The organism is Bifidobacterium aerophilum, assembly GCF_010667685.1.
Taxonomy (GTDB): domain Bacteria; phylum Actinomycetota; class Actinomycetes; order Actinomycetales; family Bifidobacteriaceae; genus Bifidobacterium; species Bifidobacterium aerophilum.
The window spans coordinates 65783-89601 of sequence record NZ_WHZW01000016.1; the positions used below are offsets into that span (position 1 = coordinate 65783).

The following is a 23819-nucleotide window of genomic DNA, read 5'->3' on the forward strand; positions in this document are numbered from 1 at the left end:
GACACCGTTACGTAACACGATCCTTAACACAACGTTCACAACGTGAGACGCGCAAGAACAATCGGGCACATCCTCTTACGATGTCGGATTGTTATCCGCAAAACGGAACCGTATTTCACGTCAGATTGATACAAGAGAGAGATTTTCGATGGAAAACGTGAAGAAATTCGCCGATTGGCTGACCAAGTGGTTCACGGCGATCGTGGTCGTGTGGGCCGTGTTCAACTACTTCGTGCCGCAGGCGAGTCTGTGGGGCAAGCCGTACACCGGCTACATGCTCGGCATCGTGCTGTTCGGCATGGGTCTGACCCTGACGCTTGACGACTTCAAGCGCATCCTCACCCAGCCGCTCATGGTCATCGTCGGCACCGTGGCGCACTTCGTGATCATGCCGCTCATCGCAGTGCTGCTGTGCTGGATCTTCCGCCTCGACGGCGCGCTGGCCGTCGGCGTGATCCTCGTCGGCTGCTGCCCGTCCGGCACCTCCTCCAACGTGATGAGCTACCTGTCGCGCGGCGACGTGGCGCTCGACGTGTCGATCGGCATCCTGTCGACCCTGTGCGCGCCGTTCATGATCCCGCTGCTGATGCAGTGGCTGGCCTCCCAGTACGTGTCCGTGCCGGTCGAGTCCCTGTTCCTCAACGCCGTCAAGGTCGTGCTCTTCCCGATCGCGCTCGGCGTGATCTGCCACATGATCTTCGGCAAGAAGATCGAGACGATCACCGTCGCCCTGCCGATCGTCTCCCAGGTCGCCATCCTGCTCATCATCGGCGTGGTCGTCGCGGCCAACGGCCCGAAGCTGTTCGTCGCCTCCTCGCTCATGGCCATCCCGGTCGTCATCCTGCACAACCTCTCCGGCTACGCGCTGGGCTTCGGCTTCTCCAAGCTCATGTACAAGATCTACCCGAAGGGCTTCCGTTACGCGCAGCAGAAGGCCATCACCTTCGAGGTGGGCATGCAGGACTCCGCCCTGGGCGCCACCCTGGCGCTGACCTCGTTCGCCTCCAACCCGATCGCGGCCGTGCCGTCCACGTTCTTCTCCGTGTGGCACAACATCTCCGGCTCCATCCTGTCGAGCTGGTGGCGCAACCACGATGACCGCCACGAGATCCACTGGGATTCCGACAACGGCGAGAAGGGTTCCGCCAAGGACGCGACCAGCGAGCACGCGTTCGACGCCGACAAGAAGGCCGCCGCGACCAAGTGATCGGCTGATCAATTTACGGTTGGCTGATTGTCGATCAGCCGGCTGACTACAGGCCGTAACTGAGTCCGTATGACACATATCGGATTCGGTTACGGCCTTCGTCGTATCTATAGACGACCACAGTCGGATCACATACCAGTAACGCGGACTCAGCGAGAGTCTCCGGAAGACAAAAAACGACCGTAACCGAGTCGGATATCGGCGACGCGGACTCAGTTACGGTCTGTATGACATCGTGGACGACCGTAAATAAGTCATGACGTATGATCCTGGGGTCAGTTACGGTCGTTATGCGAGCGCGGCTACAGTGTCTTGACGAACTCGCCCAGACGACGCAGTCCTTCGGCGAGCGCCTCACGCGATGCCGCGTACGACAGACGCACATGGGTGTCGGCCGTGGCCGGACCGAAGTCACGCCCCGGGGTCAGCGCCACATGTGCCTCGTTCAGCGCGCGTTCGCAGAACGTCCACGCGTCCAGTCCGGTCGAGGAGATGTTGAAGTACGCGTAGAACGCACCGTTCGGCTCCACTTCGAGCGGCAGTCCGATCTCGCGCAGCCCGTCGACCACGATGCGACGTCGGGCCAGCAGCTCCTGCCGGCGTTCCTCGCACACCGCAAGGCTTTCGGGCGTGAAGCACGCCACTGCCGCGTGCTGGGTGGGCGTGTGCGCGCACAGGTAGAAGTTCGTGGCGAGGTCGTCCACCGCCTCGATCGTATTCTCCGGAATCACGGCCCAGCCGAGTCGCCAACCGGTCATGCCGAAGAACTTCGAGAAGCTGTTGCATACGATCGCATCCGGGTCGGCGAGCAGCACCGACCGCACTTCGCTGCCGTCGGCCTCGCGGTCGGCCAGATCGAGGTACGTCTCGTCCACGATGCGCCACGCGCCGCGCTCGCGCGCCAGATCGCACACGGCCTTCAACGTGTTGAATTCGATCGTCGTGCCGGTCGGGTTCGACGGCGACGTGATCATCACGGCCTTCGTATGCTCGCTCCACGCGCCGGCGACCAACTCCGGCGTCAGGTGGAAGCGCGTGGCCGCGCTGGTCGGCACGTCCACCACGGTGCCGCCGAACGAGCGCACCAGCTCGCGGTTGCACGGGTACGACGGGTCGGCGATGATCACCTCATCGCCCGGATCGACGGTCAGCGCGGTCGCCAGTAGCAGCGCCGCCGAACCGCCCGACGTGATCACGATGCGCTTCGGGTCGATCTCGACGCCGTGCTTGGTGCGGTAGAAGTCCGCGATCGCGCGGCGCAGTTCCGGCAGTCCGAACGCGGCGGTATACGGCAGCGGGCGTCCGTCGTACTGCTCGCGCATCGCCTCGCGCACGGCCGGCGGCGCGCCGAAGTCCGGCTCCCCCAAGCTGAGCTTGACCACATCGATGCCGTTCGCGATCATGTTGTCGGCCTTCTCGCCGAACACCATCGCGCGAAACGGCTGCGCCTGCCGCGCCCGCTGAGCCATCACCGGCTGCCTGTCTGCCATGTCACGATTCCTTTCGTTCGTTTCCGTTCCCGATTCTAGTGTCGGGTGGATCGATCGTGCCGATTATGCCCGTTTCCGACGGCCGACGATCGTACGAATCGTCCGCGCCGTCAGCCATTGCGTCGCTGCCGGCCGTCGTTCCGTCGATCGGCGCGTCACGGTCATCCATTGCCGTCACACCACCGTCAGCAGACCAGCCGTCAGCCGCATCACCAGCCGACCTGCCGTCAGGCGTCCCCGTGATCTCGTCGACCAGCCGCGCCAATCGTTCCTCACGCAACGGTCTCGCCAGCTCGCATTCCCACACGACGATCACCTTCCAGCCGGCCGCCCGCAGTTCGGCATGCTGTCGCACGTCCCGGTCGTGGTTGCGCAGCAGTTTCGCGCTCCAGAATTCGACGTTCGACTTCGGCATGGCACGTTTCGCGCAGCCTTCGTGCATGTGCCAGAAACAGCCGTTGACGAACACGATCGTGCGGTATTTCGGCAGCACGACGTCCGGATGGCCCGGGTAACGCTTGTCGTTCTTGCGGAACCGCAGTCCGTGGCGGAACAGATAGCTGCGTACGAGCACCTCGATCTTGGTGTCCTTGCCGCGGATGTGCGACATGACGTAGCTGCGCGTGCCTCGTTCGTACCGTTCGGATTCGGACTGCCCGGACCGGCCCGTCCGCCCTGACGTGTGGCTGGCGGCGCGTTTGACGGTACGCCTGACCGCACGTTTGACGGTATGTTTGGCCGGCTCGGACTGCCGTGATGGTTGGGATTGGCTGCTCATGGGATTCCATTATCGCCCGAGCGGATTCTAGAATGGTACTGTTTGCGATTCCACACGAACGATTCGAGGAGGAACGATGAGCCGGTTGAACGGACGACGCGCCGAAGCCGAGGCGCAGGGACTGAAGGTGAAGGTGGCGATTCTCGGCGCGGGAGGCATCGCGCGCCATATGGCCGAGACGCTGACGAAAATGGCAGCCGACCCGAGCTATTCCGGGCTGATCGAGCCGTATGCGGTGGCCTCCCGCGACGGCGAGCGTGCCGCAGCCTTCGCCGCCGAGTACGGCTTGCCGGTGTCGTACGGTTCGTATGACGAGCTGCTGGCCGATCCGGACGTGGATCTCGTGTACATCGCCACGCCGCACAGCCTGCACGCCGAGCAGGGCATCGCGTGCCTGCGGGCGGGCAAGAACGTGCTGGTCGAAAAGTCGTTCACCGCGAACACTGCTCAGGCACGCGACCTGTTGGCCGTGGCCGACGAGACGGGGTTGCTGTGCACGGAGGCGATCTGGACGCGGTACATGCCGTCGCGCGCGATCATCGACGACGTGGTGGCGTCCGGCGTGATCGGCGAAGTGCAGTCAATTTCGGCAAACCTGTGCTATCCGGTGGCCGGCAAGGCGCGACTGCACGATCCGGCGCTGGCCGGCGGCGCGCTGCTCGACGTCGGCGTGTATCCGCTGAACTTCATCGACATGGTGATGGGCGGGCACGACGACGTGGCGATCGACCGCGTGGAAACGTCGATGATGCCGTATGAGACAGGCGTGGACGCGCAGAATTCCACGACGATCTATTATGCGAACGGCGTGATGGCGTCGGCGCAGTCGTCCATGCTGGCCGCGTCGGATCGCGGCGGCTATATCTGGGGCGAACGCGGATACATCGTGTGCCGGAACATCAACAACGTCGAGGCGGTCGACGTGTACGGGCTGGATCACCGGCCGGTCGCGCATTACGACGTGCCGGATCAGCTGACCGGCTACGAGTACGAGGTGGCGGCCGCCGCGAACGCGATTCTCGACGGCCTAGGCGAATGCGCCGAGATGCCGCATGCGGATACGCTGCGCATCATGGAGTTTATGGATGTGCTGCGCGGTAAGTGGGGTCTGCGCTATCCGTTCGAGGGGTGACGCCGGGACCGGCTCCATCGTCTTCCGCATCATACCTAGGCAATGGATTGCAGTGTCTTTGAATTGAAATGCTTGGGGCCGCCATGACGACCCCAGCCTGACAGCGATCACAGGCCCGCCGGCCTGCGCTCGTCGTGGTGTCCATTGTATACGCGGCGCATACGGGAGCGCGTACTAACGTTTACGATGACGATCTTCGGCATTGGCACCTGCATCGCCTCGGTACCAATGCGAATCCGCAAGATCGCCGCGGCATGGGACTCGGTATTGCGGAGATCTACGCTACCGTGGCGGACGCTTCGACCGGTTTCGTGCCACGGTAGCAGAAAATCAGCGGGAAAATGCTACCGTGGCACATCTGCTTGCCACGGTAGCAACGGCAATCGATCGACGTGGGAACCGTGGCAACACGTCTCTTCGATAAAGCCCGGAATTCCGCCATTCTTGTTTTGACCGTATTTCCCCACCTTTACAGCGCGTGCCACGGTAACCTGAAACCGAGCGAAAACCGCTACCGTGGCACGCCATACGCACTTCGGGGCATACGTCAACCATGTCCCGCGACAGTACATCACGTCAACGTGGGTTTTTCCTATCGAGAACAAGAAAAGCGGATGAATCTTAGAAAGAAAGATCCATCCGCCGTATGGGAGACCGCTTCACACCATGTCAGGCCGGTCGAGTCGTCCCTCGTTCATGTGATAGGCATGATAGCAAAACCACGTTCCTAAAGGAAATCCGCAGTCTTCCCGATGACGCGTCTCTTTCCTTGAGCGTATACAGAACTATTCCCGATCGGGAATAGTTCTGTATACGCTTCGATCAGCCGCGCCACGCATATGGCATCCACGCATTGACATTCCGCGGCCGTTGACAAGAACCGGCATCAAACGCTCATGAATGGCGATTCACGCGAAAGCGAGATAACCTGATATGGATATTCGGATTTGCTGCATCAGCGGACGCGCCGCCTCTTTCACCCAGACTCTGTACAAGAGCTGTAACCATCAGACCATCGGGATCACAAACGGGATCACAAAGGAGCGATTCCCATGCACACAAGTATTCACATAAGCACTCTGTCCACTCCCCTGCGCAAAAGTGGTCCGGCGAAATCAACCGATAGGCCATGCCCACCGAAGACGGTCCGCCCTATCATCGAACGGCATGACCGCGGCATCGCAAGGACATTCTCGATGACAGTCAGCACCGCATTGTCCGCGCGTCCTTATGAGACCGAAGCTATAGTGGATGACGGTAAAAGCCACCACTGCCTCTCACCGAAGCACACTAGGGTGGCATTTTTCGCCCCTGACGATCATCGGTCAACCAGAGGAGACGGGTTAGGTGCATTTTTAGTGGCAGTGGCCACCGCCGGGTTTCCTGTGCGAGCAACTGAAGGCCAAGCTGGCGGCCTGAAACCGTTGGAAACAAAAGGCTCCGGGCCACGATACCTCGTGGAACCCGGAGCCGGTGAGTACCCCCAGAGAGGGGGATACGGCCCAGCGTCGTACAGGTCCATCTCCACCACTCCGGGGGCAAATAAATTTACCTTCATTACTTACAAAATCAATCATAGCAACGGTTCCCGCTTTCTTCCAATAGACACGCAAGCAGTGTTGCTCCTTATCGTCATCTTCATGCGGCTGATGGTCGAAACGACCTGTGACGAGTGATCGAATCAGCCTAAACCTCAATGATTGCAAGGCCTAAGGCACTAGAGGTGCATTTTTAGGTGCAATGGCTCACTGAGAGCGTATTCGGCCACTTGGTGGCATTTTTGGTGGCATTTTTCCGAGGCCGTTATGCCATGCCATCGATCTTGGATTCAGCACAAGGAGCATCATCATGTCCGCAAGGACGAAGAAGGACAGTATGGGGCCGTCGCCGGGACGGCGGAGCAGGTTCGGCACCGTGACGCCGCGCTACGATACCGCAGGCAATCTCGTCGCCTGGCAGGTGCGGTACCCGGACCCGAAACGACCGGGCAAGAAGGTCCAGCGTCAGTTCAAGCCGGACATGGAGCACGAGGCGCACCAGTGGCTCGAAGAGGAACGGCATCTGGTGGAACTGGATCGCAAGAACATCCAGGAATGGGTCCATCCGTCAGAACGCCGCCGCAGGAAGCGCGCGAACCTGATCTCGTTCGAGGATTACGTGACCCGGTGGGCGGAAGGATACCGGCTGCCGAACGGCGAGAGGATAGCCGGCGGCACGCGCCGGAACCTGTATCTCGACATCGCGCACTTCATGCCGGGCTTCAAGGGCAAGCTCCTGACCGAGATCACGCCGAAGGACATCAAACGCTGGTACGACGCGCCGCACCCTGAGGGGCAATGGGCGTTCCGCCGCTCATGCATGCGCCTGAAGGCGGCGTTCGCCAGCGCCACGAAGATGAGTATGGACGGCTCCCCGCCGCTGATCCGCGACAACCCGTTCATCCTGCCCATACCACCCGCGCCACGATCCGCCAGGGAGGACGTTCCACCGGTCACGCCGCTGGAACTCAAGCTGATCGCGGAGAACATGCCCGACTACACGAGACTGGCGGTGATACTCGCCACGCTCGTCGGAGGCCTCCGTTGCGGCGAGCTGTGCGGCCTGCAGATCAAGGACATCGACCTGAAGGCCAAACGCCTGACCGTGCGACATTCCGTCAACAGGGGCTATGCGGATCGCGGTTCGACACGCATCGCCAGGACCAAGACCGACTCCAGCCGGCGCACCGTGCCCATCCCCGACGGGCTCGTGCCCCTGATTCACGACCACCTGCTCAGGCACTGCGAATGGACGGACCCGGAAGCCATGGTCTTCCGCCCCAGACGAGCCTCGGTGATGAGCCAGACCACTTTGGAGGCCCAGTTCCGCAAAGCCAGGGAGAAAGCCGGCCGCCCCGACCTGACCTTCCAATCCCTGAGGGCGAGTCACGCGACACTGCTCATGCTCAAGGGCGGCACCCTGCGGGAAGTCATGGACGAACTCGGTCACGTCAGCGAGAAGGTCGCCATCAAGCACTACCAGCGCATCGTCGCCCGACACCGCAACCAGATCGTCAACCAACTCGCCGAAGACTTCATCAAAGCAGCGCAATGACCACATGCAGACGAATACGGATTGAGACGCCCTGTTGCCCTGTGTATACAGAACTATTCCCAATCTGGAATAGTTCTGTATACAATAGGAATATGGCTATCAGAACGAATCGGACGCTGCTCACACGGCGGGAAGCCGCCCGTAGACTCGGAGTGAGCGAGCGACGGGTCAGCGCGCTTCGCGCTGCTGGCCGGCTTGAATCTCTTTCCGTGGGAGGCGGCTCGCTGATTACGGAGGATTCCGTACGTCGCCAAGCACAGTGGCAGGGTGCGGATGGGCGTCCTTATTCACCAGACATGGCGTTCGGGGCGCTATACATGCTCAGCGGGCTCGACGCGCCATGGCTGGGCCGACAGCAGCGATACCGGCTCAGGGGATACCTGAGGCAGATGGATGCGGAGAATCTGACCCGTCTCGCGCGCAGGCGTGCGACGACGGTCGAATACTGGTGCAGGGACTCCAACCTCGACAAGGTCGAAACCCTCATCCGTCCCTCCGCCGCCACCGGAGCATTGGCCGCCTCGTTCCAATTGACCGCCACAGACGTGGTGGAAGGCTACGTCACCGCCGATGCTCTGAACGACGCCATTCGGCAATGCCGGTTGAAGCAAGGCGCGACTCCGGTCCGGGTACGGCTCCACGTCGCCGACGATCTTCCCGCCGGCGAGGGGCCGATGCCTCTCGGCGTATGCGCGGCCGACCTGGCTGAATCCAACGACCCGAGAGAACGCCGCGCCGGCATGGAAACCCTTCAACAGCTGATCGACGAATATCATCGCAAGGAGCACCAGGCATGATTCCGACAATCCGCATCCCCAACACGGGCCATCCGTGGAATACCGTGTACGCGGTAGCCGCGGCGAACATCCCGGAATCATGGCTGCTTACGGGCGGGCTCATGGTCCAGCTGCACGCCATCATGGGCGGATTGACAGCACGACCCACCACCGACGCCGACCTGCTCGCCGACCTCATGGCGGATCGACGCGGCATCGCCAGACTGCGCGGCATTCTCACCTCTCGCGGGTTCGAGACGCAGCCGGGCACGCTGACCGGATACACGACCCGCATGATCGCGCCGAACGGCGACGTCGTGGACCTGCTGGTCGCCGATCACCTTCCCAAGTTCCTTGGGGCTGACGCGACCATCGCCGGCACACCGGTGCTATCCATGCCGGGCGGCGCGCAGGCAGTGGAACGCAGCATGCAGGTCCAACTCATCGATGACAAGGACGGCGCCGAAGTCGTGGTTCGCATCCCGGACCTGCTCGGCGCGCTGATACTCAAGAGCGCGGCCTACAGCGCCGACCACGCCGGCTACGGTGACCGTCACCTCTATGATGCAGCCATGCTCGCATCCCTCATCCCGGATCCCGATGCGGAGCTCGCACGCTTGCACAGCGGCACCGACCGCAAACGCATCAGACTCCTGCACGACAAGCTCATCGAGGATTCCCCGTACTGGGACAACCTCGATGAATCACACCGTCAAGACGGGCTCGACACTATTGAAACGCTCTCCACATGGTAATTGTCGGCAATTCCTTTTCTTGCAGATCCAGTTGTACCTTGCGAAAACCTTCAGATGAATGCGCCGTCTCGCATGGTGAGGGTGGTGTCGCATTGGGCTGCGACGCGTGGGTCGTGGGTGGCGAGGATGAGCGTGGCGCCTTGCCTGCATTGCGCGAGGAGCATGGTCATGATGGTGTCGGCGGTGTGCGTGTCGAGTGCCGCGGTGGGTTCGTCGGCGATGATGATGGCGGGGTGCATCACGGTCGCCCTGGCGATGGCGATGCGTTGCCTTTCGCCGCCGGACAGTTGCCCGGGCATGCGTCGCGCCTTGCCGGCGAGCCCGACTTGTTCCAAAGCGGCTGTGGCGCGTTGCCGGCGTTCGGCGCGCTTGATCTTGGGTTTCGCGTATTCCATGGGGATGGCGACATTGGCCCATGCGGGCTCGTCTTCGAGGATCGCGTAGTCCTGCGGGATGAAGCCGAACATGCGGTTGCGCCATGCGGACCGGTCCTTGTCGTTTTCCGGCGTCGGGCGTCCTTGCAGGAGCAGGGAGCCGGAGGTGGGTTGCATGGACAGTCCGATCATGCGCAGCAGGGTGGATTTGCCGCATCCGGACGGTCCCATGATGGCGATCGACTCCCCGGCCGAGGCGTGCAGGGATACGTCGCGCACGGCGAGGAGCTACGCCTGCCCGTCCGTGTATCGTTTGGTCAGGTTTCGGGCGTCTATGGTCGTCTGTGGCATGGTCGGTGCTTCTTTCATTGAATGTGTGTGGTTGCGCGTCGTACGGCGATCGTCCAGACCAGGGCCGCCATGGCGAGGATGACGGCGATCATCGTCCGGGATGCGGTGGCCACCGGTTCCCCTATCAGCTGGAAGCATGCCAGCACCACGGCGGCGGGCAGCAGCATGATGAGGATGAGTCCGGCGACGCGGATCGCCTCGTCCGCGGCGGTGGCGCCGTAGAGCCGGCGGACGAGCATCGCCGGCCGCTCCCGTGCGAGGGTCACGGACAATGATTGGATGATCACGATGACGGTGAGCGCGAGGAAGGCGGACAGTCCGAGCAGGTACATCAGCGCGCGCACGATGAGATCCCTGTCGCGTTGGGGCTGCTCCGTGTTCAGCCGGTGCGGCACGAGTATCAGGCCGGCGTCGCGGCTTCCCGTGATGAAACCGTCGAGCTGGGTTCGGGATGGGTTGAACATGACCGTTTTGGTCACCGCCTCTTCGAGTTCGATGTCGTTGAGCCGGTTCAGCGAACTCGGGTTGAGTCGGATGACGATGGTCCGGTCCAGGTTGATGCCGGCGGTGTTCGGGTCGAATATGGCCGCCGAGGCCGGCAGCGTGCCGGTTACCCTGACGTCGGTGCCGGCGATATGCACACTGTCGGGCGCCTGCGCCCGGTCCACCCGGTAGCCGATGGACGCGCAGGGCGCGTGGGAGCACAGGCCCAGACGGGGGAACACGTCATCGACGTTGCCCATCAGGACGATGGCCGGTATGCCGTTGGCGAAATCGGGATCGTCGATCTCGACGTTGTTGACGATCGCGGTGTACGCCCTGCCCTGCTCCAGCATGTCCCGCAAACTATCCGTCACCTTGGGGTCCGTCTTGCTCGGGGACTGCAGGAGGTATTGCGGGGAGAACGTGACCGCGTCGACGGCCCGCAGACGAGCCTCGCCGCTGATCACGCTGGATTCGGTCAGCACATCGCTGAGCGTCATCGTGAACACGCTTCCCGCGAAGACGACGAGCAGCGTGATGCCGAGAATCGATCCCCATCGCCTCAATCCCATGCGGACGCCGGTCATCAGTTCATGGATCATCGTTCCACCTCGTCATTCGATCGTATGCCGAGCCATTCAGCCAACGCCGTCACAAGCGCCGTCAGGACCGTGCCGCTGATAAAAGCTGCGGCGAACGCGGCCGCCGGGCCGATGCCGGTCCTGCCCGACACCACGGTGATGAGCACGGCGCTCAACACCGTTCCTGCCAGCACGCCGGCCACGATCGGGACAACGGCCTCACGCACCCGGCCCGCCCACACCTGCCTGCCAGTGGCGCCGAACAGCCGTCTGACATGCAGGTCGGCCTTCCTCGCCGTCTCCATCGTCATGACGCACACGCAGGCGCAGACCAACGCCAGTACCAGAAACAGCAAGGTGATACCCACGAAGGAATCACCGGCAAGGGACGACCACAACGACTGCGCCTGCGGTTGGGTCACGTCCATGCCGCAGCGCGCGAACAGGTCCGAGATCTCCCGGAGCCGCTGCGGGTCGCTCGTGTTCACATACACGCTGCCGGGAAACAAGGGAACCGCCCCCAACGGGAGCACATACTGCAGGTTGCCGCCGACGTTCGCCCCCGGAACCCTGACGACACCGCCGACGGAAAACCCGGCGGGCAATAGCGGTGCATCCCCATGCTCACGCCATTGCCCGGCCGAGAACGACGACTCGATCACACAGGCCACGCGACTGTTCATGTTCCGGCATTCTTGCGGAAGCGCATCGGCCCATCCGATGGAGGCCCCCGACGACTGGAACACGATCGCCGGCCAACCGTCCCCCACGGAACCCTCCAACAGGGAAATACCGTGACCGGAAAGATACTCGGCCAGATCACGCGTCGCCTCAAGATTCTTTCCGTCGTCGTGCCCGGCATCCGCCGACGCGGTCAGCACCAGTTGCGTCTTCGCGTCGAACATGCCCCATTGCGATCCACGCCAATCAAGAACGCTCCAGTACACCGCCCAGGCAAGAAACGAAGACAACATCCCCAACAGCAACGATATTGCGCAAATGGATGTAGAAAAAAACTTTAGATGACGGGTAATTTTTAGCATTCCGTATCTTTCCAATCACGGTATTTCTAGATGGGTGCAATAAGAAATGCGTCAGAAGTATTCAACACCCCAGTAATAGTGCGTGACGTACTTATCGCCCCACAATACGGAATCCCAGACGGAGTCCGTCCTGCTTCGAACCTGAGTGTCTCCTGAATAGGAAGCGGCTGATGTATACAGTCGTCCGGTATCCAAGCTGGGGCCGGCCTGTCGGGTGAAACGCTGATATCCGCGACGCGCGTGACGCCCGCCATCATTATAGGAAGCCTGAATCTGTACGTAGCCATTCACCTTGATGCCGCCAATGCTGCTTTCCCATGTGCGTCCATAATTCGGACTGCCAGCAAAAGCGGTAGAAGGCAATGCGATGCCAGCGATACCCAGAATTGCCGCAAGGACAATTGCCGTAAATTTCTTTCGAACAATCATGATTACTCCTTTGTTGGAAAATTTGGAATGTGTAAAGACATGCGTAAAAAACTAGATGATAATTACTTTCCTTTCTGCTAGATGCCGAAGTCTTATGGCTTCGTCTTGCAAGATCCAGTCTTCTACCCCAGCGAGATAGAAACAATCAGAGAAGGAGTTATTGACATCTAGAGATGACTCGCAATACGTCGATCGGAGAAGGGGAAAGCTACAACTAGCTGCTTCTATAGCCAACTAATGCTGATTATGCTTGTTTTTGTCATCTCAAGATGACAAAAACAAGCAACGGCTCTTTCAGCATATTCACTTACACTGTTCCTTGGTTTCAATCTCCCCACAAGGCGCACGCAGGGTGCGCCTTTTCGCGATCGAGGGAGATCAATATGCCGAAAATCAGGCATTCCCATGGAAACCATCCGCAGAAGCCGCCGCGAAGCAAGTGGGGAACCGTGCTGGCCCGTTATGACAGAACCGGCATGCTAATCGCATGGCAGGTTCGATATCCGAATCCATTAGAACCCGGCAAACGCGTCCAACGCCAGTTCAAGCCGGATCAGGAGCTCGAAGCCCGTAGATGGCTGGAAGCCGAAAAGTACCTTGTCAGCCTCCATCGTAACGGCATCGCCGAATGGGTTCATCCAACAGAACGAAGCCGACGAAAAGCCGTCGCGGAAAAGAGCCAGACACAACGCAATATGTTGTTCCGCGACTATGTGATGCGATGGGCCGAGGAATACCGGCTGCCCGACGGCAATGGCATCGCCGGTGGCACGCGTCGCAATCTTTATCTGGACATTGGCCATTTTCTGCCAAGTCTTGGAGACCTGCCGCTTAACGAGATCACTCCGTCCATCATCAAGGCTTGGTATGATGCGCCTCACCCGGAAGGCCGGTGGGCATTCCGACGCTCATGCATGCGGCTGAAGGCGGTACTTGAGTCAGCCACCCGTGGCGGATTGGATGGTTCGGAGCCATTGCTGTCCTTCAATCCCTTCATATTCCATATTCCGCCAGCGCCACAGCCCGCCCGCATCAACGTGCCGCCGGTGACTCCTTCCGAATTGATCCTGCTGGCGAATGCCATGCCCGATTACACCAGACTGTCCGTATTCCTCTCGACTTTAGTGGGTGGTCTGCGATGTGGCGAACTATGTGGGCTGCAGGTGCAAGACATCGATCTGAACAGGCAGATACTTCACGTCCGGCATTCCGTGAATCGCGGTGACGCTGACAGAGGGGATCTCCAATTCGGTAAGACGAAAACGGAATCCAGCATCAGGAACGTACACATCCCGGATACGCTGATTTCTCTTATTCGACAGCACCTTTCTGATTACTGCGATCTGACCCGACCGGATTCGCCGGTGTTCGTGCCCAAACGTGCAAGAATCATGTCCCAGACAACGCTGGACGGCCAGTTCGCCAAAGCCCGGTTGAAAGCAGGACGCCCTGATCTGACATTCCAAGCATTACGAGCCAGCCATGCAACATTACTCATGATTCAGGGTGGAACGTTGCGGGAAGTCATGAATCAATTGGGACACGTCAGTGAGAAGGTTGCCATCCGGTACTACCAGCTCACCGTCGCCTCACATCAGAGTCAAGTGGTTGACGAGCTTGCCGAATCATTTATGAGCGGTATCCAGCGGCGTGAATCCTAGACCAAAGTGATGCACCATCGCGATACGTGACTCACCTTCGTATAGGAAATGCCGTGAGGGATCTGAATCTGGTCCCTCACGGCATTTCGGTATCTGACTGGTCGAAGTCTCACAATCGCAGCATCAGACGGATTGGAAGCGCAGATAGTCCGTTAACTCCCACACCGTATCTTGCAGCCGACGGAGTTCGGAGTCTCGGCTGAGAGTACGCCATTGCGCCGCATACGCCTCCATCCAGATCTCCAATGCTCCGGCAAGGTTCGCCGCGTCGTCATGCTGAATCGCCTCAGTGCCAATGACCCCGGTCTCGGACGCGAGTCGGAGGCCAACTCGGTTCAGAAGTCGCTGCCCCTCGATGGCTACGCGAAATGCAGCGGCATCCCCGTTGGCCCAAGGTCCTGAGGTCGCGGCGATTGCGGAGATTCGACGGGCACTGGTCTGTAGAAGGTGATCTGCGGTTTCGCCGAGCGTGACGTGATGCTTCAGATAGCGGAGCAGCATCCGTCGGGATTCCGCAAGTGACGGTGCCCGGCTTCCGTCCTGAAGGGCGCGGACCACGTCGTCCGGTCGTTCGTCTTCCGGCAGCAGTCCTGGGATGGTTTGCAGGACCCCGGTGTTGACGCCGCCCCGTCTGTCATCAAGTTCCAGCCATGTGATCAGATGGTTCCATTCGAAGCTGACCGCATGACTGGCATGGGTGAGGATATCAAGCAGTTCGCCGCTGGCGTCGTGGTATTCGAGTCGGGAGATGCGGCGGAGCATGTCGGTTTCGTCGGGGATGCGTCCGGGGTTCCATGATTCCTGTGCGCCGATGATCATGCCGGGGATGGCCATGCGCGGGTCGTTGACGTGGCCGAGGTCGCCCCAGTCGGTGACGAGCATGCCTTGGGCGCCGTATTGCGTGCCGTAGCGGGCCATGCGGGTGATGTTGTTCCAGGCGTCGTCGATGCGCGGCAGGAGCGCGTTCCAGCACCATACGGCGGGGCAGACGATCTGTCTGGCGCCGGATCGGGCGACGGTGCGGATCTTCTCGTCGGTGACCTGCGGGTCGTACTGCCAGTTGAGCAGGGTGACGGTTTCGGGGAGTCTTTTCAGGATCTCGGGGTGTTCGAGGGCGATGTCGCCCCACATCATCGGCTTCTTGCCCTGGGTTTCGAGGTGGCGGCACAGGCGGGTGACGTAGTCGGCGTACATGGCGGCGACGCCGACCTTCTCGGCGAGGGGCTTGGAGCGGCCCTTGCCGAGGTCGAAGGTCTCGTCGGCGCAGATGTTGAACTTGTCCGAGCGGAACAGCTGCAGGTAGTCGTCGATGAGCCGGCAGGATAGGTCGAAGGCGCGTTCGTCGCTGATGTTGAGCGTGTGGTGGCGCATGCGGTCGATGAACCCGAACGGCTCGTCGGCGCTCTCCGGGAATTCGCCGAGGTCGCGCAGGGATTGGGTGCGCAGGGCCATGTAGAGGTGGCCGAACGTGGAGACGGACGGCACGAGCTCTAGCCCGCGTTCGGCGCAGTAGTCGTCAAATTCGAGGATGTCGCGCGGGGCGAGCGGGCTGGAGCCGCGCCAGGTCTCGCTCATCCCGTCGAAGGCGAAGGTGTGTTCGACGTAGAGCTGGAGCTGGTTGTACTTGTAGAGGCAGAGCTTGTCGGCCCAGGTCTTGAGCCAGTCGAGGGTGGGGACGCGCCCGCGGGTGACGTCGAGGTAGTAGCCGCGCGTTTCGAAGGCGGGCTCGTCCTTGATATGCAGGCAGGGCAGGGCGGCGCCGCATTGGCGGATGAGCTGGCGCAGGGTCTGCACGCCGTTGCGCACGCCCTCGAAGTCCGCGCCCCTGACGGTCACGCCGCCCTTGGTGATGTCGAGCGTGTACGCGCCGGACGGACGCGCATGGAGATCGTCCAGTGTCGTCAATGTGATGAATCCAGGCCAACGGTCACCCGTGGCGATGTCCCATTCCAATCCCGTAACCGCACGGATGTCGTCGGCAAGTTGTGTTGCGAGTACCTGCCGTTCGTCTCCGAACGCACGTGGCTCGTTGACTCGGCCGCACATCGGCAGCAGTGAGACGCCCGCCTTGTGTTGTACGGTCTGCGGCTTGGGAATGATGGTCCATCCCTTCAAGGTTGCTTGATCGCTCATGGAAGTCCTTTCTCAGTGGTTCACCTTTGATTGCGGTATATTGCGTTTTGGGTTCCGAGATGACGCGCGGCGCCGGAACCACTCGCGGAAATGGTCCCGGCGCCGCACGCATTGTTCATCGCTCCGTTTGGGTTATTTGACGGCTCCAGTGGTGACGCCCTTCATGATGTTGCGTTGAATGATCATGAAGAAGATCACGACGGGCAGGGAGAAGATGACGGATGCGGCCATCTGTCCGCCGAAGTCGGTGCCCATGGTGGGCGTGGAGAACGAGGAGAGCCACACGGGCAGCGTGTACTTGGACTGGTCCTTCATGAACGTGTAGGCGGTCATGTAGTCGTTCCATGCGTTGATGAACGCGAACACGGACGTGGACACGATGCCGGGCGCGGCCAGGGGGAAGGTGATCTTCCACAGGATCTGCCAGTCGTTGGCCCCCTCGACGGCCGCGGACTCGAAGATGTCCTTCGGGATGTTCAGGAAGAAGCCGCGCATGTTCCAGATCGCGAACGGCAGGACCATGGCTATGTACGCGAGGATCAGGCCGCTGTACTTGTTGAGCAGGCCGAACTGGTTGAAGATGATGAACTGCGGGATGATGCCGCCCGAGGTCATCTGGATGGCCAGCACGAACACCATGATCGCCTTGCGGCCGCGGAACCGGTAAAGGGTCAGGGCCGCGCACGCGAAGAACGCGAGGACGATCGACAGGACGATCGACACGGCGGTCACGATCACGCTGTTCTTCAGGTTCGTCAGAAACGAGGTCTGGGTGACGGCCACCATGAAGTTGTCGATCGACAGCTTCGCGGGCCAGAACACGGGAGTCGCGGTCATGATCTGGTTGCGCGGCTTGATCGACGTGACGAACATCCAGTAGACCGGGAAGATCCACACGATGCAGAACGCGACGGCCAATACGATCGTGCCGATGCGGCGCAGCTCGGCCGATGCGCTGCGCTTGGCGCGCGGCGCGATGCCGTGGTTTGCGGTTGCCCTATTCATGGTCACAGGTCCTCCCCGGATTTGAGCAGGTAGCGGATGTACACGCTCGTCAGGGCGAGCAGGATGAGCGTGACCAGCACGCTCGCGGCGGCGCCGGTGCCGATGTCGAACGACACGAACGCCTTCTTGTAGGTGAAGATGCCGATCGTCGCGGTCGTCTCGCGGGGTCCTCCCTGGGAGACGAGCCAGATCTGGTTGAACACGTTGAAGTCCCAGATCACCGACAGCATCGTGATGACCATCAGGCTCGGCTTGATCAGCGGCACGGTGATCTGCCAGTAGCAGCGCAGCTTCGAACAGCCGTCCAATTGGGCCGCCTCAAGGCAGGACTTGTCCACCTGCGTGGTCGCCGCGTACAGGTTGATCGCGATGTACGGGACGGCCTGCCAGACGACCAGCAGCCAGATCTCCAGGAACGCGAGCCACGTGTTGTCGGTCCACGACAGGTTCGTCACGTCGCCGAACAGCCGGGTCTGGGTCAGCAGCCAGTTGACCACGCCGTACCCCGGCTGGAACAGCCACTTCCACACCACCGACGAGGCCACGTTCGGCATGGCCCACGCGAAGATCAGCACGAACGTGACCAGCCAGCGCATCACCGGCCCCAGCTTGGTCATCAGCTGGGCCACGCCCATGCCGATCAGCACGCTGCCGGCCACGAGCGCGGCCGCGAACCCGAACGTGCGGGCCAGCGACTTGTAGAACTCCGGGTCGGTCAGCACGTTCTCGTACTGGTCGAACCCGACGATGTTGAACGAGCCCGTGAACAGGGTCTTCTGGTTGAAGTCCGTGAACGACGTGAAGACCAGGAAGATTAACGGCACCACGACCAGCGCGACGATGATCACGCCGGCGGGCGTCAGCAGCCACAGGGGCGTCAGATTGCGACGCCGCTTCACCACGGGGACGGCGGCAGCCGTCGATTGCGCATTGCTCATCACGCTTCCCCTACTTCTTCGCGTACAGGGAGTCCGCATGCTCGTCGAACGACTTGGCCGCGGCCTTGGCCGTGGTGGCGCCGGTGGCGATGTCGCCGAAGCAGTTCAGGGAGCTGTCGTTCTCGATGGTCAGCCATTGCGGGGACGCCGGTGTGGCCTTGGTGTCCTTCGCCGATTCGAAGAAGCCGGTCAGGTAGGACGGGAAGTCCGCGGACTTCATGACCTCGTCGAGGCCTTCGACGTAGTTGGGCATCCATCCGTCCTTGGCGAACACGTAGTCCTTCTGGATCTCGGGGCTTGCGGCGATCTTGATCCACTTGAGCGCCAGCTCCTGGCGCTTGCTCTTCTGCGCGACGCCCCACACCGAACCGGCCATCATCGCAGGCTGGAGCTTGCCGCTGGCGCCGGGCATGGGGAACGATCCCAGATCGTCGGTCGTGAGGTCGGGGTTGTACTGCTGGATGGTGCGGATGCCGGCGCTGTTGTTCAGGATCGCGCCGGTCTTGCCTTCGGCCAGCAGCTGGCTGAAGTCGGGGTTGCCGGTATCCAGCGAGCGGGACGCCTCGGAGGACCACTTGTGCTGGAATTCCAGCCATTGGTCGATGCCCTTGAGTGACTTGTCGCTCGACAGGGTGCTCTTCCAGGTTCCGTCCGATTGCTGTTCGGCGAAGTCGCCGCCGGCATCCCAGATCCACCGTGCCGCCGACTTCCAGTCACGCCCCGGCATATAGAACGGGGAGAAGTCCTTGTCGGTGTTCGCGTCCCGAAGCTTCTGGAGATCGGTCTCAAGCTCCTCGTACGTGCTCGGCGGATTGTCGATTCCGGCCGCGGACCACATCTTCTTGTTGTAGATCACGGCGCCGGCGGCTCCCAGCGCGGGGATGCCGTACAGTCTGCCGTCGATGGTGGCGGGCTCTTCAAGGCCGGACAGCCAGGTGTGCCCCTGCCTCATGTCGTCGGCCTTGTCCGTCAGATCCAGAAGGCCGCCGCTCACGGCGAACCCTGCGACCTGCGTGTTGCCCAGATCGATCACGTCCGGCGGCGTGTCCGTGGACAGCGCGGTCGTCACCTTCGTGTTGATGTCGGCCCACACCTGGGTCTGCACATCGACCTTGACGCCCGTCTCCTTGGTGAACCGCTCGTTGATCGCCTTGATGGTGTCCTCGCTCTGGTCGCCCTGCATGATCCACACCGTCAGCTTGCCGCCTGCGGACGCATCCTGCTGCGAGCCGCCGGACGGGGCTCCCATCGAGCATCCCGACAGGGTGAGCGCCGACGCGGCCGCCAAGGCGATGGCCGCTGAAATCCTCTTCGTTCTCATGATGGTTTCCTTTTCCTGGAATGCCTGCCCGACGCCGTCGTTCGGAGGAATGGCGCGACGTGCCGCTGCGCACGACGGTCCCGGGTCCGTATCCGCCCGCGCTGCCATGCACGGGCGATGCCGCTACGGACGCCGTTGCCGACGTCCGTAGCGATACCGAGGAACATGACGCCACACACCACTTCTGGGCATCGCGCCGCAGCAAGACCGGATATTTTGTTAGCAAGCCTTGCGTAATTCCTGTAGTTGGTTTCAACCTCCTTGAAAGCCAAGGATATGACGCCTTAACTTTTTTTGCAAGTCAGTCGAACAAAATAATGGATGTGGTGCACCCCGTCTGTTGGAGATTGGGAAATCTGGTTTCGGCGCGCCGATGGTCCGTCGGCACCGGGTCTGGTCAGCAGGCGATGAGGGACGCTCCGAGCGCGCCGATCGGAATCGACGCATCGGCGAGCCGCAGGCGTTCCGTCAGCCGCAGACCCGCGATGAATCCGCTGGAGGCCTCCCTGTTGCGCAGTTCCCCGCGCAGCGCATCAAGCAACGGGGATCCGGCGCGGGAAACACCGCCTCCGATGACGATGACCGAAGGATCCGCGGCCTGGGCGACGATCTGCACGACGTCGGCGAGGGCATGCAGCGCGATGCCGAGAACCCGTTCCGCTTCGCCATCGCCGCCGTCGGCCTTCGCGAGGATGTCGGGCAGCGGAGGATCCGCGACGGGCCACATGCGCCGCAGGCCCCCTCCCGAGCATGCGGTCTCCAGGCATCCGCGCTGACCGCATTGGCACGCCATGCGGTTGGGGTCCACCGGCAGGTGGCCGATCTCCCCGAGGGCGCCGGTGTCGCCGCGTTCGACGAGACCGGCGCGGACGAAGCCGGCCGCCAGCCCCGTCCCCAGGTTGACGAACGCCATCCTGCCGCGCCTGAGTCGGTCGGGCAGCGTCCCATAGGCCCCCAGCGCCGCGGCGTTCACATCGTTGTCCACCCACACGGGAAGGCCGAGCATGCCGGATGCGCGACCTCCCAGCTCCAGGTTCTCGATTCCGAGATTGACCACGTTCTCCACGCGCCCGGTGTCGCGGTGCACTAGCCCGGGGATGCCGATGCCCACCGATCTCACCTCATCGAACCGCATTCCGGCCACCTGCCGCACGATGGCGACCGCATCCTCCACGACCTCGTCACCGCCCTTCCGGGCTGCCTTGCGCGCGGATGCGAGAACCGTGCCGGCCGCATCGGTCAGCACCGCCTCGATCTTCGTTCCGCCGACATCCACGCCGACGCGCAGGTTCTCTGTTTCCGGCGTACCACTGGCATTCATCGTCATGACGATCTCCGTTCCCGAGGGCGGACTCCTGTTTCGTCCGCCCGCCATTATGTTCGGAATCCTTACATATTGGATTCGGGAAGCGATGATACACCACGCCACGCGCGCTTGGCGGCGGGACGCACGTGGCGTCAGGACGAGGCCGTCGCGGACAGCCCGCGCCTGCCCACGATCTCGCGCAGCACGGAGACCGCCTGCCCCCGCAGAGTGGCGTCGTCACCGAGCTCACACCGGCGCACCCGCATACTGCTCTGGTAGTCGTTCCGCGACAAGGAGTTGACGGTCTCGTCGCATGCATTGAGCAGCGTCTCGCCGACGATGTCGGGAGGTCCGTAGACGGCGATGTCATGAAGATTCAGCAGGCTCGCCGGCATGGCCAGAGCTCCGCCGAGCCTCGCACCAGCTTCGGCCAGGATGTCCACGCGCCGATTCGGATCCCTGCGGATGCGGTCGCGCAACGCGATGGCGGAGACGTAGGTCTCCAGGCAGCCGCGCTTGCCGCAGGTACATGCCGGACCGTTCGGGTCGATCACAACATGGCCGATCTCGCCGGCCGCATGGTCGTCGCCATCCACGAACTCGTCGTTGAGCAGCACCGACGCGCCGATGCCCCGGGTGATCTGCACGAGCAGGCAGTTGGGATTGCCGTGCCCGAGGAACCGGTCGGCGAGCAGTGCGGCGTTCGCGTCGTTGTCCACTCGGACCGGCAACGAGAACCCGCCTTCGAGCATGTCGCGAAGCCCCACGTCGTCCCAGCCGAGATTGGAGCTGGAGATCACCCTCCCTGCACCGGAGACCACGCCGGGGACTGCGACGCCGATGCCGACAAGCCCCGAACCGGCAAGCCGGATCATCTGACCGACGAGCGAAAGCACGTCGTCGAGATCGACCCGGTCGCCATCATCAAGCACACGTTCGCGACGTTCCACGATTCTGGCCCGCAGATCCATCACGGCGCCGGTCATCACATACGGGCGCGACAGATCGATGCACACCAGACGAAGCACGTCCGTATCGATGGCCAGCAAGGTGCCCGGCTTGCCGCGGCCATCCCGTTTCCCCGACCCCAGTTCACGTAGCAGGCCGTCGTCGATCATCTCGCCGGTCACATCCGTGGCGGTGGCGCGCGAAAGCCCCGTCTCCTTGCACAGGTCGGCGCGCGACAGTTGCCGGTCGGGGAACAGCAGCCGGAACAACAGTCTACGGTTGTTGGCCCTTGCGTCGCTGGGATTGGATTTAGCGTACATGGGAGCCCTCCTCGGGTGAGACGATTGCGGAAATGCGGAATCACATTATCGGGACGGACATCCCGGCGTCATCCTCGAACGGCTTTCAGAATAACACCCATCAGGGGACTGACAATATGAAAACCCCGGCACTTTGACAAGTTTCCCATCTCTGTACATAATCATGTTCGACATCCAAACAAAATAGTTGCGACATACGGCCAAAGACGGTCAAGCACGGAAAGAAGACCAACATGAACAACACCACACGCGCAGCCATAGCCACGGCCGCCATCGGAGCCCTGCTCATCCCGCTCGCGGGATGCGGCAACACAATCGCAAGCTCGGGCAAGACCGAACTGACGGTATGGTCATGGGACGCCAGCATCGATCGCGCCGCCAAAAACTTCATGAAGGCCAACCCCGACATCACGGTGAAGGTGAGCAACGTCGGCAGCACCGAGGAGACCTACACCGCGCTCAACAACGCGGCCCAGGCCGGCAACGGCCTGCCCGACGTCACCCTGATCGAATATCTCGCCATCCCGCAGTTCGTGCACTCGGACACGCTCATGGACCTGAGCAAGGTCTACGACACCGCCAAGCTCAAGGACACGTTCACCCCCGGCACATGGAGCTCCGTGAACATCAACGGCGGCGTGTACGCGATGCCCGCCGACTCGGGCCCCATGGCCTACTTCTACAACAAGGACGTGTTCGACCAGGCCGGCGTCAGCGAACCGCCGACCACCTGGGACGAGTTCTACGAGGACGCGAAGAAGATCCGCGCCACCGGCTCCTACATCACCTCCGACTCCGGCGACGCGGGCCTGTTCAACGCGATGATGTGGGCCATGGGCGGCCACGCCTACAAACTCAACGACGACAAACTGACCATCAATATCACCAAGGACAAGGGCGCCCAGCGGTTCATGAACCTCTGGCAGAAGATGCGCGACGAAGACCTCATCGACGTCCACACGAAGACCTGGACCGACGACTGGATGAAATCCCTCGGCGACGGCTCCATCGCCAGCCTCATCAGCGGCGCGTGGATGGCCAACAACCTCCTGCAGGGCGTGCCCCAGGCCACCGGCAAGTTCCGCGTCGCCCTCCTGCCCACCGTCGACGGCACGCCCATCAACGGCGAATACGGCGGCAGCGGCCTGGCCATCACCAAGAAGATCCCCGACGGCAAACTCGACGCCGCCAAGAAGTTCGTCGAATACGTCACCACCAACGACGAAGGCATCGACGCCCGCGTATCCAACGGCAGCTTCCCCGCCACCACCAAGACCCTCAACCAGAAGGACTTCCTCGCCAAGACCACGCTCAGGAACGCCGACGGCAGCGACAACGAGTTCTTCGGCGGGCAGAAATACAACGAGGTCTTCTCCCAGGCCGCCAAGGACGTCACCGGCAAATGGGAGTTCCTGCCCTTCGAACCCTACGCCCGCTCCATCTACAACGACAATATGGGACCGTTCTTCTCCGGCAAGGAGACTTTCAAGGCTGCCGCTGACAAGTGGCAAAAGGCGCTGAAACTCTACGCCGAAGATCAAGGTTTCATCATCCAGTGATTTGATTCCCTGATTTCAGGAGATAGCTATAGCGTTGGCTATGACTTATCTTGTTCATTTAGGGTGTGTTTACTCTAAGGGTCGTTTGAGGTGGATGGCGATGAGCGCGAGGTGAACATCGGAGAGGTAGGTCTCC

19 protein-coding genes and 1 pseudogene are annotated in these 23819 nt (G+C 61.7%); 8 read left to right on the forward strand and 12 right to left on the reverse strand.

Annotated features, from left to right (window positions below; genetic code table 11):
• Positions 1 to 148 precede the first annotated feature (148 nt).
• Complete coding sequence (locus GFD25_RS08385; protein WP_163231815.1) at positions 149 to 1207, forward strand: bile acid:sodium symporter family protein; 1059 nt, start codon at positions 149 to 151, stop codon at positions 1205 to 1207.
• A 302-nt stretch (positions 1208 to 1509) separates the two neighbouring features.
• On the opposite strand, the gene GFD25_RS08390 is transcribed toward GFD25_RS08385, so the two are convergent.
• Together GFD25_RS08390 and GFD25_RS08395 are read right to left on the reverse strand one after the other, a co-directional pair.
• The gene (locus GFD25_RS08390; RefSeq protein WP_163231817.1) at positions 1510 to 2697 is read right to left on the reverse strand and encodes a pyridoxal phosphate-dependent aminotransferase; all 1188 of its coding nucleotides are present in this window, start codon (positions 2695 to 2697) and stop codon (positions 1510 to 1512) included.
• Between the two features lie 241 nt (positions 2698 to 2938).
• Positions 2939 to 3340: pseudogene (locus GFD25_RS08395) on the reverse strand (very short patch repair endonuclease); the annotation flags it as partial.
• Between the two features lie 211 nt (positions 3341 to 3551).
• Here GFD25_RS08395 and GFD25_RS08400 point away from each other — a divergent pair.
• The 5 genes from GFD25_RS08400 to GFD25_RS12275 all read left to right on the forward strand — a co-directional run bounded on the left by GFD25_RS08400 (position 3552) and on the right by GFD25_RS12275 (position 9231).
• On the forward strand, positions 3552 to 4607 hold the full coding sequence (locus GFD25_RS08400; protein ID WP_163231819.1) for a Gfo/Idh/MocA family protein: 1056 nt from the start codon (positions 3552 to 3554) through the stop codon (positions 4605 to 4607).
• Between the two features lie 1196 nt (positions 4608 to 5803).
• Positions 5804 to 6283, forward strand: a complete 480-nt coding sequence (locus tag GFD25_RS12265) for a hypothetical protein (protein ID WP_239512497.1) — start codon at positions 5804 to 5806, stop codon at positions 6281 to 6283.
• A gap of 172 nt (positions 6284 to 6455) precedes the next feature.
• Positions 6456 to 7700 (forward strand): tyrosine-type recombinase/integrase, encoded by a 1245-nt coding sequence (locus GFD25_RS08410; protein ID WP_094667163.1) that lies wholly within the window; start codon positions 6456 to 6458, stop codon positions 7698 to 7700.
• A gap of 92 nt (positions 7701 to 7792) precedes the next feature.
• Positions 7793 to 8497, forward strand: a complete 705-nt coding sequence (locus GFD25_RS12270) for a helix-turn-helix domain-containing protein (protein WP_239512498.1) — start codon at positions 7793 to 7795, stop codon at positions 8495 to 8497.
• Positions 8494 to 9231: a hypothetical protein gene (locus tag GFD25_RS12275; protein WP_223847562.1), complete on the forward strand. Its 738-nt coding sequence runs from the start codon at positions 8494 to 8496 to the stop codon at positions 9229 to 9231. The genes GFD25_RS12270 and GFD25_RS12275 overlap by 4 nt, the downstream gene beginning before the upstream one ends.
• Positions 9232 to 9281: 50 nt before the next feature.
• On the opposite strand, the gene GFD25_RS08425 is transcribed toward GFD25_RS12275, so the two are convergent.
• The 4 genes from GFD25_RS08425 to GFD25_RS08440 form a co-directional block, all read right to left on the reverse strand.
• Positions 9282 to 9884 carry an ATP-binding cassette domain-containing protein gene (locus GFD25_RS08425; protein ID WP_204314840.1) on the reverse strand — a complete coding sequence of 201 codons (603 nt, stop codon included), beginning with the start codon at positions 9882 to 9884 and terminating at the stop codon, positions 9282 to 9284.
• A gap of 86 nt (positions 9885 to 9970) precedes the next feature.
• Positions 9971 to 11041, reverse strand: coding sequence for a hypothetical protein (locus tag GFD25_RS08430; RefSeq protein ID WP_094667165.1), 1071 nt, complete (start codon positions 11039 to 11041; stop codon positions 9971 to 9973).
• Positions 11038 to 11925, reverse strand: coding sequence for an FtsX-like permease family protein (locus tag GFD25_RS08435; RefSeq protein WP_094667166.1), 888 nt, complete (start codon positions 11923 to 11925; stop codon positions 11038 to 11040). Before GFD25_RS08435 ends, GFD25_RS08430 begins: the two co-directional genes overlap by 4 nt.
• A 189-nt stretch (positions 11926 to 12114) precedes the next feature.
• Complete coding sequence (locus GFD25_RS08440; RefSeq protein ID WP_109056372.1) at positions 12115 to 12492, reverse strand: hypothetical protein; 378 nt, start codon at positions 12490 to 12492, stop codon at positions 12115 to 12117.
• 383 nt (positions 12493 to 12875) lie between these two features.
• On the opposite strand from GFD25_RS08440, the gene GFD25_RS08445 reads away from it, so the two are divergent.
• Entirely contained in the window at positions 12876 to 14153 is a 1278-nt protein-coding gene (locus GFD25_RS08445; RefSeq protein ID WP_163231821.1) for a tyrosine-type recombinase/integrase, read from the forward strand.
• Positions 14154 to 14276: 123 nt separating this feature from the next.
• On the opposite strand, the gene GFD25_RS08450 is transcribed toward GFD25_RS08445, so the two are convergent.
• From GFD25_RS08450 to GFD25_RS08475, 6 genes are all read right to left on the reverse strand, one after another.
• Entirely contained in the window at positions 14277 to 16286 is a 2010-nt protein-coding gene (locus GFD25_RS08450; RefSeq protein ID WP_163231823.1) for a beta-N-acetylhexosaminidase, read from the reverse strand.
• Positions 16287 to 16418: 132 nt separating this feature from the next.
• A complete protein-coding gene (locus GFD25_RS08455; RefSeq protein ID WP_109056370.1) occupies positions 16419 to 17291 on the reverse strand; it encodes a carbohydrate ABC transporter permease in 873 nt (290 codons plus the stop codon).
• Positions 17292 to 17293: 2 nt separating this feature from the next.
• A complete protein-coding gene (locus tag GFD25_RS08460) occupies positions 17294 to 18229 on the reverse strand; it encodes a carbohydrate ABC transporter permease (RefSeq protein ID WP_169240090.1) in 936 nt (311 codons plus the stop codon).
• Between the two features lie 10 nt (positions 18230 to 18239).
• Positions 18240 to 19550 carry a sugar ABC transporter substrate-binding protein gene (locus tag GFD25_RS08465; protein WP_204314841.1) on the reverse strand — a complete coding sequence of 437 codons (1311 nt, stop codon included), beginning with the start codon at positions 19548 to 19550 and terminating at the stop codon, positions 18240 to 18242.
• Between the two features lie 397 nt (positions 19551 to 19947).
• Positions 19948 to 20877, reverse strand: coding sequence for an ROK family protein (locus tag GFD25_RS08470; RefSeq protein WP_163231825.1), 930 nt, complete (start codon positions 20875 to 20877; stop codon positions 19948 to 19950).
• Positions 20878 to 21008: 131 nt separating this feature from the next.
• Complete coding sequence (locus GFD25_RS08475) at positions 21009 to 22124, reverse strand: ROK family protein (RefSeq protein ID WP_163231827.1); 1116 nt, start codon at positions 22122 to 22124, stop codon at positions 21009 to 21011.
• Between the two features lie 233 nt (positions 22125 to 22357).
• Here GFD25_RS08475 and GFD25_RS08480 point away from each other — a divergent pair, with 233 nt between their 5' ends.
• Positions 22358 to 23683 carry an ABC transporter substrate-binding protein gene (locus tag GFD25_RS08480; protein WP_163231829.1) on the forward strand — a complete coding sequence of 442 codons (1326 nt, stop codon included), beginning with the start codon at positions 22358 to 22360 and terminating at the stop codon, positions 23681 to 23683.
• The last annotated feature ends 136 nt before the right edge of the window (positions 23684 to 23819 follow it).